The sequence below is a fragment of the Micromonospora sp. NPDC057141 genome (assembly GCF_042670805.1).
Classification (GTDB): Bacteria; Actinomycetota; Actinomycetes; order Mycobacteriales; family Micromonosporaceae; genus Micromonospora.
The window spans coordinates 70,794-85,379 of the sequence record NZ_JBHUVA010000021.1 but is presented as its reverse complement, the minus strand read 5'-3'; the positions used below and the strand labels follow the sequence as shown (position 1 = coordinate 85,379).

Here is a 14,586-nt window from a genome sequence, read left to right as displayed (position 1 = left end):
GGCCGGCAGTTCCCGGCCGGGCCGCCGGTGTCCCGCCCGAGGGGGCGGTGTCCGAAATCGACCAGGCCCGGTGGAGACTTTGACCGATGCGTGACGCCGCGGAGTTCGACGCCTTCTACTCCGCGTCCGCCCACCGGGTGCTGGGACAGCTGTACGCGATGATCGGCAACCGGGCCGAGGCCGAGGACGCGGTGGCGGAGGCGTACGCCCGGGCCTGGGACCGCTGGGCCGTCGTGCGGGGGTGCGACAGCCCGGAGGCGTGGGTACGCCGGGTGGCGTACCGGGTGGCGGTGAGCGCCTGGCGCAAGACCGTCAACCGGGTGCGGGCCCACCGCCGGGAGGCCCCCGACCAGCGCGTCGACGCAGTCTCGGTCGACCATGTCGCGATCGTGGCCGCGCTGCGGCACATCTCCGCCGAGCAACGCCGAGCCGTGGTGCTGCACCACCTGGTCGGGCTGAGCGTGGCCGAGATCGCGGCGGAGGTCGGCACCAACGAGAACACCGTCAAGACGCGGCTGGCCCGCGGCCGTCGGGCCCTCGCCGCGCACCTGACCGAACCGGAGCACCACGGCGTGAACGAAAGGGCGCGGTCATGAGCTCTGACAACCAGCTCGACGACGCCCTGCGGGCGCTGGCGGGGCAGGGCGGGCGGGGGAGGGTCCCGGCCGCCGCCGAGGTCCGGCGACGCGGCGACGCCCGACGCCGGCATCGACGGGCGGCCTCGGTCTCGCTCGCTGCCCTTGCCGTCGTCGCGCTCGGCGCGGGTGTCGCGCTGGCCCGGGCGGGCGGCCCGCCGCAGAGCATCCCGGTCGGCCCGGCGGGCCCGACCGCCGGCCCGGTCGCGTCACCCGGGCCGGACGGCACGTCACCCGGGCCGGGCCGCACGTCGCCCGCGCCGGGCCGCATGTCGCCGGGGCCGGGCCGCACGTCGTCCGGGCCGACCGGCGGCACGTCCGCTCCGCCCACCGGATCGTCCAGCCCGTCCGCCGGCCCCCCGAGCGGCGATCCGCTGCTGTCCGGGCAGCGTCAGGTCACCGTCGTGCGGGTGGCGGCGTCGGCGGGCGGGCTGTCGCTGCTCGACGACGGCCGGTTGGCGGAGGTCGACGGCGACGAGGGACGCCAGCTGTTCGTGTTCGTGCCGCAGGGGCCCGACACCTACCAGATCCGCACCGCCGAGCCCGGCGCCGACGGGACCGACACCTGCTGGGAGGTCCGCTCGTCGGGCAGCCAGCCGCTACGGGTCGAGGCGGCCGGATGCGCGCCGGACGAACCTGGGCAGCAGTTCACCGTCGCCCGCGACGGGTCGGCGTACGCGATCAGCAGCCACTCGGCGTACCTGCAGAACTCGCCGACCCGGGGGCTGATCCTCGAGGAGGCCGGCGACGCGCCCGTGACCGCCCGGTTCCGGCTGGTCGACAACGGATCCGCGCCGAGCTGAGCGGCTGAGGTGCGGAGGAGTTCCGCGCTACGACCGCTCGGGGCGCTGCCGTCGCAGGTCGAGCGCGATGTCGACGATCATGTCCTCCTGGCCGCCGACCAGCTGCCGTCGACCCACCTCGACGAGGATGCTGCGGGTGTCGAGGCCGTACTCGGCGGCGGCGGCCTCGGCGTGGCGCAGGAAGCTGGAGTAGACGCCGGCGTACCCCAGGGTCAGCGTCTCGCGGTCGACGCGGACCGGGCGGTCCTGGAGGGGGCGGACGAGGTCGTCGGCCGCGTCCATGAGCGCGAACAGGTCGCAGCCGTGTGCCCAGCCGGTGAGGTCGGCGACGGCGACGAACGCCTCGACCGGGCAGTTCCCGGCGCCGGCGCCCTGGCCGGCCAGGGACGCGTCGACCCGGTACACCCCCTCCTCGACCGCGACGACCGAGTTGGCCACGCCGAGACCCAGGTTGTGGTGGGCGTGGATGCCGATCTGCGTCTCCGGCGCGAGCACGTCGCGGTACGCGCGCACGCGCTCCCGGACGCCGTCCATGGTCAACCGGCCGCCGGAGTCGGTGACGTAGACGCAGTGCGCGCCCGCCGCCTCCATGATCTTCGCCTGCTCGGCGAGCACCTTCGGCGGCGCCATGTGCGACATCATCAGGAAGCCCGAGACGTCCATGCCCAGCTCCCGCGCGGCGGCGATGTGCTGATTGGCGATGTCGGCCTCGGTGCAGTGGGTGGCGATGCGGATCGAGCGGATGCCGTGGTCCCAGGCCTTCCTCAGCTCGTGCACGGTGCCGATGCCGGGCAGCAGGAGGCCGGTGAGGGTCGCCCGCCGCACCACCTCGGCGGCGGCCTCGATCCACTCCCAGTCGGTGTGCGCCCCGGGGCCGTAGTTGAGGCTGCTGCCGGCCAGCCCGTCGCCGTGCGAGACCTCGATCGCGGCCACGCCGGCGGCGTCCAGGGCCGCGGCGATGGCCCGGACGTGGTCGAGGGTGTAGCGGTGCCGGATGGCGTGCATGCCGTCGCGGAGGGTGACGTCCTGTACGTAGATCCGGGTGTTCATCGGGCCGCCACCGCCGTCACCAGTCGCTCGCCGACCTGCCGCGCGGCGGAGGTCATGATGTCCAGGTTGCCCGCGTACGTGGGCAGGTAGTGGCCCGCCCCCTCCACCTCCAGGAACACGCTGACCACCCAGCGGTCGCCGGGTGGGGCGTGCGGGACGAGGTCGGCTTCCGGGCCGCCCGCCGTGATCCTGCGGAACTGCACGTCCTGCTTGAGCCGGTACCCGGGCACGTACGCCCGGACCTTTTCGGCCATGGCCAGCACGGCCGCCGTGACCGCGTCGCGGTCGCAGTCGTCGACGATGCAGAAGACGGTGTCGCGCATGATCAGCGGCGGTTCGGCGGGATTCAGCACGATGATCGCCTTGCCGCGCCGGACCTTGCCCACCTGCTCGATCGCCCGCGAGGTGGTCTCGGTGAACTCGTCGATGTTCGCCCGGGTGCCGGGCCCGGCCGAGCGCGACGAGATCGACGCGACGATCTCGGCGTAGTGCGTGGTGGCGACCGAGGAGATCGCCGCGACCATCGGGATGGTCGCCTGCCCGCCGCAGGTCACCATGTTCAGGTTGCGCGCGCCGAGATGCTCGTCGAGGTTGACCGGCGGCACCACGTACGGGCCGATCGCCGCCGGCGTCAGGTCGACGAGCGTGAGGTCGGCTGCCCGCAGGGCGGCGTCGTTGGCGAGGTGGGCCTGCGCCGACGTGGCGTCGAACACGATCCGGATGTCGCCGAAGTCGGGGTGGTCGAGCAGCCCCCGCACGCCGGTCGAGACGACCGGCACGCCGAGCCGAGCCGCCCGGGCCAGGCCGTCGGAGTGGGGGTCGATGCCGACGAGGGCGCCCACCTCCATCGTCTCCGACCCCCGCAGAATCTTGATCATCAGGTCGGTGCCGATGTTCCCGGAGCCGATGATGGCGACCTTCGTCTTGGGCATGTCTCCTGCTCCTTGGCCTGGAACGAAACGGACACCGCGACCGTTCCGCCTGGCGGGACGATCATGTCGGCGCAGCCGGCATCCCGGTATCCAGGTGTAGACGCCGCGCCCGCCGGCTGGCAACCTCGTGTTCCATGCCACGGAACAACAAGGCAAGATTCGCCGGCACCGACAGCGCGGGGGCGCCGCCCGGCTCTGCGGACCCCGCCCGCGGCAACGTGCTCGACCGGGGGGTACGGCTGCTGCGCGCGTTCCGCCCGGCGGAGGAGGCCCTGCGTCTGACCGAGCTGTCCCGGCGCACGGGCCTGCCGAAGGCCACCGTGCACCGGCTGGCCGAGCAACTCACCGAACTGGGGCTGCTGCAACGCGGCCCGACGGGGTTCCTGCTCGGCATCGGGCTGTTCGAGCTGGGCGAGCTCGTGCCGGTCAAACTGCGCCTGCGCGAGGCCGCGCTGCCGTTCATGCAGGACCTCTACGAGGCCACCCACGAGACCATCCACCTCGGCGTCCGCGACGGCCTCGACGTGATCTACGCCGACAAGATCCGCGGGCACGCCGGCATCGACACACCGTCGCGCGTCGGCGGACGCCTGCCGCTGACCTGCACCGGCGTCGGCAAGGTGCTGCTCGCCTGGTCCGGGCAGGAACTCATCGACGAGATACTGGCGCAGCCACTGCCCCGGCTGACCCCGTACTCGATCACCGACCCCGGCCGACTCGCCGACGAACTGGCCCAGATCCGCTACTCCGGGGTCGGCTACGACCGGCAGGAAGCAGCCCCACGGCTCTCCTGCGTGGCCTCGCCCGTCCTGGTGCACGGCCAGATCGTCGCCGCGCTCTCCATCTCGGTGCCCGCCCACCAGCTGCCGCCGGCCCGGCTCGCCCCGGCGGTGCGTACCGCCAGTCTCGCCCTCTCCCGCGTCCTGTCCCGAGCGCCCGGCCACCACTGAGGGTTCCCCGCCGGCCCGGCGGCTCTTCCGTTCCATGGCGGACCACCCGGTGTGCCTTGGGCAGGGCCGCCGCGGTGTCTCAGGCCAGGAGGATCTCTCGCATCCGCGCGCCCGGGTTGATCCCGCCGACCACCCGCGGGGCGGTCGGGTCGTGCACGTCGAGGGTGTTGTTGCGGCGCATCAGCTCGCGGACCGCAGGCGGCAGCCGGGGCGGGTCGTCCATGGTCGCGAGGATCTGCCCGGCGGCCGAGACCAGTCGATCGGCGAGGGCGGCGGCGTCGGTGTCGACCTGCACGCGGCCGTACTCCCAGCCGGCGGTGGTGAGGTCGAGCACCTCGAACACATGGGTCACCAGCGGGACCGGGTCGGTCACCCGGTCGAGCCGGGATGCCCGGCTGCCGACCACCGCGACGGCGGCGGCCACCTGCGCGTACGGGTGCAGGCCGCTCGGCAGCGCGAACAGGGGCCACCGCAGCGAAGGACCGGCCTCCTTCCACAGCGGCCGGTAGTTGCGGCGGTGCACCAGCAGCCGCCGGCCGGTCCGCCGGTGCACGTCGTGGGCCTGGGCCTGGAGGTCGGTGTGGGCCTCGTCGGCTGCCTCGCTCACGATCCGGGCCGCCACCACGAGTCCGTCGTCGTCGTCCAACAGCCGGGTGATCGCCTCGACCTGTTCCGGAAACCGTGCCCGCGAGCGGGCGCCGTACCGGTGCCGGACGTCGCGCAGCAGCGCCTGCTGCCGCTCCGGGTCGAGCTGGACCCGGTTGCCACCCAGCAACTGCCGGAGCCAACGCATCTCGCCTCATTTCAGCAGACGTCGCGGACCGCGGCAATGCTAATGGGCCGGGCGTCCCTCGTATTGTGGTGGGGTGGCTCAGCGATCTATGACCTTGATGGTGGTGCACGCGCACCCGGACGACGAAGCGATCAGCACCGGCGGTGTCCTCGCCCGGTATGCGGCGGAGGGGATCACGACGGTGCTCGTCACCTGCACGGACGGGCGGTGCGGGGACGGGGCCGGCGGGGTCAAGCCGGGCGATGAGGGGCACGACCCGGAGGCCGTGGCGGCGATGCGCCGGGCCGAGTTGGCGGCCAGTTGCGAGGCGTTGCAGGTCACGCACCTGGAGACGCTCGACTATGCCGACTCGGGGATGATGGGTTGGGCGACCAACGACGCGCCCGGCGCGTTCTGGAACACGCCGGTGGCGGAGGCGGCCGACCGGCTGGCCGAGTTGATGCGGCGCTACCGGCCCGACGTCGTCGTCACCTACGACGAGAACGGCTTCTACGGCCATCCGGACCACATCCAGGCGCATCGCATCACGATGGCCGCCGCCGAGCGGACGGACATCCCCGCGAAGGTCTACTGGACCACCGTGCCGCACAGCGCGTTCCAGGAGTTGGGCCGCGTCATGAAGGAGCTGGGCGTCGAGTTTCCCGAGCCGGGCGGGGAGTCGGAGCTGCCGCAGCTGGGCCTGCCCGACGAGGAGATCACCACCTGGGTGGACACGAGCGGCTACGGCGCGCAGAAGTTCGAGTCGCTGGCCACCCACGCCAGTCAGGCCGAGAGCATCTTCTTCCTGCAACTCGGCCGGGAACGCTTCACCGAGCTGATGGGCATGGAGACCTTCGTCCGGGTCCGTGACACCACCGGCGCGCCGACGCCCGAGGACGACCTGTTCGCCGGACTGCGCTGACCGCGCACACGCCGGGCCGGGCCCGTCTGCCTCGCGCTGTTCCTCGACGCGACGGGCCCGGCGCCAGGTGGCTCCGGGCCCGTCTCCTACCGTGGTCAGGTCAGGCGGGTCCGCCGGTGACCGAGGTTCCGGACTTGGTCAACTGGTACGTGATCTTCGTGCCGCTCCAGAAGTGGAACGTCAGCGTGACCGGGCCGTCGTTGACCTCGGCGAAGAACTCGGGCTTCAGGATGATCGTGTTCGCGCTGTAGTCGGGCTGGAAGTTGGACCAGAACTCCTTGTAGGAGGTCCAGTTGGCCGGGCCGGCGGGGCTGCCGTCGGCGTACTTGGCCTCCATGGTGGCGAGCTGGTCACCGCGGAACTGGGTGGGGATGGTGAACGAGCTGGTCGTTCCGGTGGCCGCCGCCTGGGTCGGTGGGTCGAAGGTGATGATGCTGATCTGCCACGGCACGCCCTGCGAGAAGTAGGCCTCGATGGTGGCGTTGACGCCGTAGGCGCGGTTGCCGACCAGCCGGGTCAGGGCCGAGGCGGTCAGGGTGAGGGTGTTGCCGGAGACGGTGTAGTCGGTGCCGTTGACCAGGTTGGTGCCGCCCTGCCGCAGGCCCTGGAACGTGGCCCCGTTGAGGTTCAGGGTGAGCGTCTTGCTGGTGATGGTGCCGGTGCGGGGCAGGTAGACCTGGTCCGAGGACGCGGTGGCGGAGCGGGTGGCCAGGCTGGCTTTCATCATCTCGTAGATGCCCTGGTCCCGCCATTGCAGCGTGTTGCGGTTGAGGAACGAGCCCGCGTCCCAGAGCATGGTGGTGAGCTTGCGGATCCGGGTGTGGTAGCCGACGGCCTCGAAGAACTTGAGCAGTTCGCCGCGTTCGATGATGCCGGGCCGGGTGTAGTCGTAGCTGAGCAGCGCCCACTCGCCGATGATCACCGGGATGTTCCGGGAGACGAACGTCTGATGGACGCGGTCGAAGCCGTCGACGATGTCCTGCTCGACGTTGCTGTCGTAGCGGGTGCCGCCGGCGATGTTGACGCTGAACGGCCACCAGCCGTAGAAGTGGACGGTCGCGGCGATGTTCTTGTCCCCGAGCTGGTCGATCGTGGTCGTCAGCGCGTCGAGCTGCGCCTGGTTGGAGTTCGTGTAGAGGGTGGGCAGCACGAGCAGCCGGGTGGCGTTGTTCCCACCGGACTGGCGCATCAGGCGAACGAACGCGAGGTTCAGCTCGCGCAGCACCTCGTCGCTCTGGGCGTCACCGGACGTGCCGGCGAACTGCGGCTCGTTGATGCTCTCGAACGTCAGCTTCGACGAGTAGTCGCGGAAGGTGGTGGCGAGCTGCGTCCACAGCGCGGTGTACCGGTTCATCACGTTCGTGCGGTCACCGGGATAGGTGTTGATCCACTGCCAGGAGTCGTGGTGCAGGTTGACCAACACGTAGAGGCCCTCCGCCAGCGACCAGTCGACGACCTGCCGGACCTTGCTCAACCAGGCCGGGTCGAGCGTGTACGTCGGTGCCGGCCCGTGGTGGTTGCTCCAGGTCACCGGGATCCGGATGCTGCGGTAGCCCTGCGAACGGATCTGGTGCAGCAGGGCCTGGGTCACCGGCGGGTTGCCCCAGGCGGTCTCGTCGGGGATGGCGTCGTAGGTGTTGCCCAGGTTCCACCCGGGTTGCATCGCCGCGACGGTGGCCATCGCATCCCCACCCGGGGAGGGCGACGGCGAGGTCGTGGGCGTCGGGGACGGGGGAGGGGTGGGCGTCGGGGTCGGCGTGCCGCCCACGCTCCCGGTGCAGGTGACACCGTTGAGGGTGAACGAGGTCGGCGCGGTGTTGCTGCCCGACCACGAGCCGTTGAAGCCGAAGGAGACCGTGGCGTTCGTGGCGATCGCCGCGTTGTAGCTCATGTTCTTCGCGGTGACCTGGTCACCCGACGAGGTGACCGTCGCGTTCCACGCCTGGGTGACCCGCTGGCCGGACGGGAACGTCCAGCCCAGGCTCCAGCCGTTGATCGCGTCGCCGAGGTTGGTGACCTTCACGTCGGCGGTGAACCCGCCCTGCCACTGGGACGGCACCGCGTACGTCACCTGGCAGCCGGCGGCTGCCTGGGCGTTGCCGGCGACCATCGTGCCCGCCGTCATCAGCGTGGCGACTGCGGCGGCGACCAGGCCGATCCGCCGTCGCGTCTTTCCGAGGTGTTGCGAACTCATCAGGGACTCCTCGCCGTGGTGGCGCTTGTCGGGGTGGGGCTGGACGTCTCGCCGGCCCGTGCCGTCCCGATGGGGCCGGGGCATCCAGGGCCTGGTCCTGCCACTCCGTGCTCTTTTGCTTGAGGGGGTGCCCGAGGGCCGCGCGGGCGGACGTCGCTGCCCTACCGCGCGGCCGGGGAATGCGGAGTGTGCGGACGCTGCCCGGGCGTCCGCCGAGACCTTCACGGCTCCCGAAGGGAAACGATCGGTCCTGCGAGGCCGAAAGTTTCTGGTCCGACGTTACGTGAAGCGCTGATGCCCGTCAATGAATCTCGTGCCTGGGTGGGGCGGCGGCTGGCAACCGGCAGTTCCCGGGGTCTGCCGGACCGGGCTCCCCCGGAAAGTCGTGATCCACTTTGGAAACTGTCGGACCGGGTACGGAAAGTCGTCGCGCCCACCGGGCGGCGACCGAACGGTTATCCTTGCGCGCGGAACGACGCTGGTGGCCCGCCATGCGGCAGGGCTGTCGTGGCCCGCGGCCATCGCGGGAGCGCTCCAGGAGGAGGCCGGGTTGACGCACGCCGAGTCGGGTGAGCCGGTCGGCGACCCGGGATCGGTCGCTGACCCGACCAGGCCGGTGACGATCGCCGTCATCGCCGAATCGGCAGGAGTGTCGATCCCGACCGTGTCGAAGGTGATCAACGGGCGGTCCGGCGTCGCCGCCGACACCCGGGCCCGGGTGGAGGCGGCCATCAACCAGCACGGATATCGCAGGTCCGCGCCGACCACCCGGAGCAACACGATGGAGCTCGTCTTCGACGAGATCGAGGACATGTGGGGCCTGCAGATCATCCGAGGCGTCGAGCAGGCCGCCCGGAAGCAGCGGGTCGGAGTCGTCCTGACCGAGTTCGGCCCGCAGCGCAACGCGATCCGTTACTGGATCGACGACACCCTCGCCCGCCGTCCGGACTGTCTGGTGGTGGTGGCCCAGCTGGGCGAGGAGCAGCACGACCAGCTACGCGCCCGCGGTATCCCGTTCGTGGTCTTCGACCCCACCACCGAGCTGCCCGACGACGTTCCCTTCGTCGGAGCGACGAACTGGGCCGGCGGCCGGTCCGCCACCCGCCACCTGATCGAGCTGGGCCACCGACGCATCGCGATGATCGGAGGCCCGGAGCGCATCCTGTGCTGCCGGGCCCGGCTGGACGGTTACCGGGCCGCCATCGACGCGTCCGGTCTGCCGGCGGAGCCCGGCCTGGTCGTCCACACCGGGCTGAACCACGTCGACGGCCGGTCCGCCGCGCTCGACCTGCTGGACCGGCCCGACCGACCCACGGCGATCTTCGCCTGCAACGATCAGCAGGCCCTCGGCGTGTACCAGGCCGCACGGGCGCAGGGGCTGCGGATTCCCGCCGACCTCAGCGTGGTGGGCTTCGACGATCTGCCGCTGGCCGCACTGATCGAACCCCCGCTGACCACCGTCCACCAGCCGCTGATCGAGATGGCGGCGACCGCCACCGAGTTGGCGCTCGCCCTCGGGCGGGGCGAACGCAACGCCCAGCTGCGACTGGAACTGGCGACGACCCTCACGGTCCGACAGAGCACCGCGCCCCCGGCGAGCTGAGGCACTGCACGGCGCCGGCCACCCGATCGGTGACCACCAGGAACCGGTTTCCGGCGTCGCGGCGCGGGCGCAGAGCCGGGTGGCGTACCTGTCGCAGCGCCTCGATCTGCTCGACCCGGACCGGACGGTCGCCGAGAACCTGGCCGCCTTCGCGCCGGCGAGGGCCGAGGCGGAACGGATGAACCTGCTGGCCCGCTTCCTGTTCCGCGCTGCCCGCGCCCACCTGCCGGTCGGCGCGCTGTCCGGCGGCGAACGGCTGCGCGCCACGCTGGCCTGCATCCTGAACGCCGAGCCGGCACCGCAGCTGCTGCTGCTCGAAGAGCCCACCAACAACCTCGACCTGGCCAGCGTGGCGCAGATGGAGAGCGCGCTGGTGTCGTACCGGGGGGCGTTCGTCGTGGTCAGCCACGACGACCGCTTCCTGCGCCCCCGGCGGGATCTGTCCTAGGAAGCTCTAGGGGGTGTGCGTCGGCACGGCGGGCTGAGCAGCAGCCTGCGCAAGGGATGAGTAGCGCCTACTCAGGTGCCGGGCCGCGCCGTGGCGTGAACTGGTTCCAGCGCCGGCACGAGCCGGCCCCGACAAGGAGGAACCCGGCAATGGGACTGTTCAAGCAGCTCAAGGACATGAAGAACGTCGTCGAGGCGGCTCCCGCGATGATCTCCGAGGCGCGCGCCCCGCAGCAGCAGGCGGCCCAGGCCGCCGGCGGTTTCGGCGCCGGCTTCGGCGGTGGGGTCGCCGGCTTCGGCAACGTGGCGGTGCCGCAGCCGGCCGACGTACCGCCGGGCGACCCGCGGCTCGCGCCGATCGAAGGGGTCGGCCTGGAGATGTACGCCCGGGTGTCGAGGCCGCCGCCACGCGCGGCCTCGACGAGGCCGGCATGGCCCAGCACGCGGCGACGATCGGCGTCGACCCGGCCAGCTGGCCGGCGGCGGTCGCCGGCTGGAACGCCCGGATTCGCGGCGACATGCAGCCCACCTCGCCACGACCGGCGCGCCGGCGACAGCCACGATCGTCGGACTCCGCGAGACCGGGGGGTACGTCAACCACGCGCCCCTCGTCGAGATCCAGCTCATGGTCACCCCCGACGACCGGCCGCCCTTCCCCGCCACGCACACCGGCCTGGTGCCGCTGGCGCACCTCGGCCAGCTCCGACCGGGCGGCGCGGTGGCGGTCCGGTACTCCCCGGCCGACCTCGGCAGCATCGCCGTCGTCTGGGGCCAGCCGGCGTGACGCCGGCCCGATCGGCTCGGCGTGGACGGGCAGGGAGCTGACCAGCCCCTGCCCGTTGTGCTGCGACTCGTCGCGTTCGACGAGGACAGCCGGGACTGTCGGCGAGCCGCGATGGCAGCCACCGGCTGAGTCCGCCACGTACCGGCCATCGTCCGGCTTGTCCGGTCAGTTGTTGCGGAGGAGGCGATAGCCGAGAGTGGGCGAGAGCCGCATCATCATGCGCAGGAGCTTGGTGTTGCCGACATAGATCTCGTCGCGGCCGCTGCAAACACCGTCGAGCACCGCCGTCGCCGCGTGGGCCGCGCCGATCTTCCCACGGCCCCGGCCACGAGTCATGTCCGTGTCGACCAGTGCCATGACCGCGTCGACCACCCGTACCTGTGGGGCGAGATCCTGACATTGGTACCGAAGCGCTCGGGTGAAGGCCCGCACGCCCGCCTTGGTGGCGCAGTACACGGGCGCCGACCGCTTCGGCGCGAGCGCCAGGCCGGTCGTGATGTTGACGATGGCGGAGGCGGGTTGCCGGCGCAGCTGCGGCAGCAGGCCCGTCGAGAGCGTGACGACGGCGTCGAAGTTCACCGCCGCCTCGCGGCGCAGGGCCGGCCGCAGGCGATGCGGGTCGTCAGCGAAGAAGTTGGTGAGCGTCTGCACGCCAGCATTGTTGATCACCACCGAGAGGGTGGGATGGCATTCGGCGACCTCGCCGACGAAGGCATCCACGGCGCCCGGCTCGGCGAGATCGACCGGCCAGGGACTGACCCGGTCGCCGTGCTCGGCCGTCAGGGCCGCCAGGTTGTCGCGATCGCGCCCGACGGCCACCACGTGCGCACCGCGCTCCACCAGCTGTCGGCTGAACTCTCGGCCGATGCCGCGTGCGGCGCCCGTGACGAGAGCGGTCGTACCTGCGAGCTTCATGCTCTTACCTGTTCTGTCCGGTGGTCAGTGAGGTGACCGACGTGTGGTCTTCCCGGCTCTCGCGGACACGGGCGGCGAAACGCCGAGCGGTACGCGGCGGGTGTCATGGCGGTACGGCGCTTGAACCCGCGGCAGAAGTGCGGTTGGTCGGCGTAGCCGCAGACGAAGCCGATCATGCCGAGCGGATGCTCGGTGTTCATGAGGAGCGCTGCGGCGGCCTCCGCCCGCGTGGCCGCGAGCAGGGTGCTGAATCCCCCCTCGGCCTGGAGCTGGCGCTGTAGGCTGCGCGGCGACGTGCCGAGGCCGGCCGCCAGAGCGGCAAGGGTCCAGCGGCGCGCGGGGTCGCCGACGAGCAGGCAGCGAGCGTGCGAAGCGACGTCATGGCCGCGAACAGGTCCGGCCACCGGTATCGCCGGCGTCAGCGACGACCAGGAGAAGTGCCAGCGCCCGGTCGCACGACCCGGCGGCGGGGCGGTGAAGACACCGTCGGCGCACACGATCAGCGCAGGGTCCGGTGCAAGGGCGACCGTGACGCCACGTGCGCCGATCGCCGTCAACAACGCGGCCAGGACGCCCAGGATCAGGGCGTTCTCGCCCGGCTCGGGCGGCGACCCCGGCGGCCCGACATGTTCGGCGACGAGATGGGCCGCGCCCGTCTCCCGCACCACGACCCGGTGCCGCGAGTGGACGAACGACTCCAGCCGGCTCCACCGCTCGAACAGTTCCGTGGGAGAGTCGGCGGCCACGAGCGCCGACATGGCCGGGTCGGGCGGAAGCCGGAACAGGAGGTGGCCCACGCGGAGCAGCGGCAGCAGCCCGTGGGTCTCGGCTATGCCGGCCAGGAGCCGACGCTTGACGTCGAGCGGCACCAGTGCCCCACCGGGGGTGTCCACCGCCGCCGCGATTCCTTCCTCGGCGAGCGCGCGCCGTACCGTGGCGACGAGGACCCCGCTTGCGAACTCGTCCACCGGCCCTCCTGCCCGCTGCGATCTTCAGGTGGACACTATGTCGGCCACCGCCGGCCGGTCTTGAACGATCACGCCAGGTCCCGAGGGCGTGGTGGCGCGCACGGCACGGCCGTTCGAAAGGGCGTCTGGTGCGCGCGTGCGGCGCCATGAACTCCAGCGTCGTGCCGACGATGCCGACGATGCCGAGCAGGTGTCCGGCCCGCGCCCACGACCTGGGCCCGCTGGACATGGGCACGCTCTCCTGGTGCCCTGCCTGCCTGTGGAACCTGGACGTGTACGGCCCGGCCCTGGCGCCCTGGCGTGGCACCAGGATGATCGGCCGATGGGGGTTCCGGCGGGGGCTGGAGCTCGACCGGTCGACGCACGAGCAGCTGCTTGCCGACCCGCAGGGGCGTCCAGCCGGTACGTCGTCCGGTGAGGCCTGGTTGTTGGCGGTCTCCGTGGAGCACCCACCCGAGCGAGGACCAGCGGATGCGCCTGATCGAGGCCCTGCCAGACGTCGACGTGGCCCTCCGCGTCGACGACACCCGTTGGGCCGAGATCGACACCCCGAACTCGCGCCGTGGCGTCGCGCCGCGCACAGCGCATTCCTGGGAACCCGGGACCGGTTTCTGAAGAGGCCACCCGGTGGGGCTCGGCCGACGAACTTCGTGCCCGCGCGGGCTCGTGACATGATGGCGCCCATGGGGAACCAGCAGGATGTCGGCGGGCCCAACCGTCGCAGTGGGTCGGGTGCCGCCGCGGACGGTGCGGAGGACGACGGTGCCGATGCGCGGCTCGCCCTCGCCCAGGACCCGGCAACGCCCCAGCTGACCCTCATCGACCTGGCGTCCGACCCGTCGCCCCGGGTCCGTAGGACGGTCGCGAGTCGCACCGACGCGCCCGCGCAGGCACTGCGGCCGCTGACCCGCGACCATGATCGCGACGTCCGGGAGGCCGTGGCGAGAAACCCCTCGACCTCGATCGGCAACCTCCTGCGACTCGTCAAGGACGCCGACCGGTGGATCCGCTGGGCGGTCGCCGGCAACCCGGCCTGCGACGAGTCGGTTCGCCGGGTGATGGCGCAGGCCCCCGACAAGGAGCTTCGCGGTCTCCTCGCCGAGTCGCGCGAACTGGAGCCCGAGCTGGCCGCGCGGCTGGTCGACGACGTCTCACCCGAGGTTCGGGAACGGCTCGCCACCCACACCCACGACCCCGATGTGATCTCCGCCCTGATGGCCGATCGCACCGCGCGCGTACGCAAGGGGCTCGCCCGCAACCCGCGGACCACCACCGCCCAACGCAGCGCGCTCGCCCAGGACCCCGTGGCGGACGTCCGCGTCGCGCTGGTGCTCGCGGTCGAGTTGACCGAGGCGGATCTGCGACGCCTGGTCGACGACCGCTCGGTGCAGGTGCGGATGGCGATGGCGACGTCCGAGGCGGTCCCGCAGCACATCCGGCAGGCACTCGGTGGCGATCCCGAGGAGATGGTTGCCGACGCGGCGCGGAACTTCCGCCCCGGGGCGGGCAGCTCCCCGGTGGTGCAGGCTCCCCGCGTCGGTCACCGGGCCTTCGGCACCGGCCGAGGCCGGCCGGGTGGCGTCCGGCGCTGACGCCGGCAGCGGGGAGGGT

The 14,586-nt window shown here is 72.1% G+C and carries 15 protein-coding genes and 1 pseudogene; 9 read left to right on the top strand and 7 right to left on the bottom strand.

What is annotated here, in order from left to right; all coding sequences use genetic code 11:
• The first annotated feature begins 86 nt into the window (after positions 1 to 86).
• Together ACFT41_RS14480 and ACFT41_RS14475 are read left to right on the top strand one after the other, a co-directional pair.
• Positions 87 to 596: a sigma-70 family RNA polymerase sigma factor gene (locus ACFT41_RS14480; protein WP_377585531.1), complete on the top strand. Its 510-nt coding sequence runs from the start codon at positions 87 to 89 to the stop codon at positions 594 to 596.
• Positions 593 to 1,438: a hypothetical protein gene (locus ACFT41_RS14475; RefSeq protein ID WP_377585528.1), complete on the top strand. Its 846-nt coding sequence runs from the start codon at positions 593 to 595 to the stop codon at positions 1,436 to 1,438. The genes ACFT41_RS14480 and ACFT41_RS14475 overlap by 4 nt, the downstream gene beginning before the upstream one ends.
• Before the next feature lie 27 nt (positions 1,439 to 1,465).
• Here the strand turns inward: ACFT41_RS14475 and dmpG are convergent, their stop codons facing one another.
• Positions 1,466 to 2,488: a 4-hydroxy-2-oxovalerate aldolase gene (dmpG, locus tag ACFT41_RS14470; protein ID WP_377585526.1), complete on the bottom strand. Its 1,023-nt coding sequence runs from the start codon at positions 2,486 to 2,488 to the stop codon at positions 1,466 to 1,468.
• Positions 2,485 to 3,420 (bottom strand): acetaldehyde dehydrogenase (acetylating), encoded by a 936-nt coding sequence (locus tag ACFT41_RS14465; RefSeq protein ID WP_377585524.1) that lies wholly within the window; start codon positions 3,418 to 3,420, stop codon positions 2,485 to 2,487. Before ACFT41_RS14465 ends, dmpG begins: the two co-directional genes overlap by 4 nt.
• A gap of 134 nt (positions 3,421 to 3,554) precedes the next feature.
• Between ACFT41_RS14465 and ACFT41_RS14460 the strand changes: the two genes are divergently transcribed.
• Positions 3,555 to 4,370, top strand: coding sequence for an IclR family transcriptional regulator (locus ACFT41_RS14460; RefSeq protein WP_377585520.1), 816 nt, complete (start codon positions 3,555 to 3,557; stop codon positions 4,368 to 4,370).
• A gap of 79 nt (positions 4,371 to 4,449) precedes the next feature.
• Here the strand turns inward: ACFT41_RS14460 and ACFT41_RS14455 are convergent, their stop codons facing one another.
• The gene (locus ACFT41_RS14455) at positions 4,450 to 5,163 is read right to left on the bottom strand and encodes a hypothetical protein (RefSeq protein ID WP_377585517.1); all 714 of its coding nucleotides are present in this window, start codon (positions 5,161 to 5,163) and stop codon (positions 4,450 to 4,452) included.
• A 73-nt stretch (positions 5,164 to 5,236) separates the two neighbouring features.
• On the opposite strand from ACFT41_RS14455, the gene ACFT41_RS14450 reads away from it, so the two are divergent.
• Positions 5,237 to 6,064 carry a PIG-L family deacetylase gene (locus tag ACFT41_RS14450; protein WP_377585514.1) on the top strand — a complete coding sequence of 276 codons (828 nt, stop codon included), beginning with the start codon at positions 5,237 to 5,239 and terminating at the stop codon, positions 6,062 to 6,064.
• Positions 6,065 to 6,164: 100 nt separating this feature from the next.
• Here ACFT41_RS14450 and ACFT41_RS14445 read toward each other — a convergent pair whose 3' ends face one another.
• Positions 6,165 to 8,258, bottom strand: coding sequence for a cellulase family glycosylhydrolase (locus ACFT41_RS14445; RefSeq protein ID WP_377585511.1), 2,094 nt, complete (start codon positions 8,256 to 8,258; stop codon positions 6,165 to 6,167).
• Between the two features lie 550 nt (positions 8,259 to 8,808).
• Between ACFT41_RS14445 and ACFT41_RS14440 the strand changes: the two genes are divergently transcribed.
• Both ACFT41_RS14440 and ACFT41_RS14435 read left to right on the top strand, forming a co-directional pair.
• Complete coding sequence (locus ACFT41_RS14440; RefSeq protein ID WP_377585508.1) at positions 8,809 to 9,861, top strand: LacI family DNA-binding transcriptional regulator; 1,053 nt, start codon at positions 8,809 to 8,811, stop codon at positions 9,859 to 9,861.
• A 64-nt stretch (positions 9,862 to 9,925) separates the two neighbouring features.
• Positions 9,926 to 10,309: pseudogene (locus tag ACFT41_RS14435) on the top strand (ATP-binding cassette domain-containing protein); the annotation flags it as partial.
• Positions 10,310 to 10,376: 67 nt separating this feature from the next.
• On the opposite strand, the gene ACFT41_RS14430 reads toward ACFT41_RS14435, so the two are convergent.
• Entirely contained in the window at positions 10,377 to 10,751 is a 375-nt protein-coding gene (locus ACFT41_RS14430; RefSeq protein WP_377585504.1) for a hypothetical protein, read from the bottom strand.
• Between the two features lie 182 nt (positions 10,752 to 10,933).
• Between ACFT41_RS14430 and ACFT41_RS14425 the strand changes: the two genes are divergently transcribed.
• Positions 10,934 to 11,092, top strand: a complete 159-nt coding sequence (locus ACFT41_RS14425) for a hypothetical protein (protein ID WP_377585501.1) — start codon at positions 10,934 to 10,936, stop codon at positions 11,090 to 11,092.
• A gap of 165 nt (positions 11,093 to 11,257) precedes the next feature.
• Here ACFT41_RS14425 and ACFT41_RS14420 read toward each other — a convergent pair whose 3' ends face one another.
• Together ACFT41_RS14420 and ACFT41_RS14415 are read right to left on the bottom strand one after the other, a co-directional pair.
• Entirely contained in the window at positions 11,258 to 12,007 is a 750-nt protein-coding gene (locus ACFT41_RS14420; protein WP_377585498.1) for an SDR family oxidoreductase, read from the bottom strand.
• Positions 12,004 to 12,975, bottom strand: coding sequence for a helix-turn-helix transcriptional regulator (locus tag ACFT41_RS14415; RefSeq protein ID WP_377585496.1), 972 nt, complete (start codon positions 12,973 to 12,975; stop codon positions 12,004 to 12,006). The genes ACFT41_RS14420 and ACFT41_RS14415 overlap by 4 nt, the downstream gene beginning before the upstream one ends.
• 471 nt (positions 12,976 to 13,446) lie before the next feature.
• On the opposite strand from ACFT41_RS14415, the gene ACFT41_RS14410 reads away from it, so the two are divergent.
• Entirely contained in the window at positions 13,447 to 13,590 is a 144-nt protein-coding gene (locus tag ACFT41_RS14410; RefSeq protein ID WP_377585494.1) for a hypothetical protein, read from the top strand.
• Between the two features lie 68 nt (positions 13,591 to 13,658).
• Positions 13,659 to 14,567 (top strand): hypothetical protein, encoded by a 909-nt coding sequence (locus ACFT41_RS14405; protein WP_377585491.1) that lies wholly within the window; start codon positions 13,659 to 13,661, stop codon positions 14,565 to 14,567.
• The last annotated feature ends 19 nt before the right edge of the window (positions 14,568 to 14,586 follow it).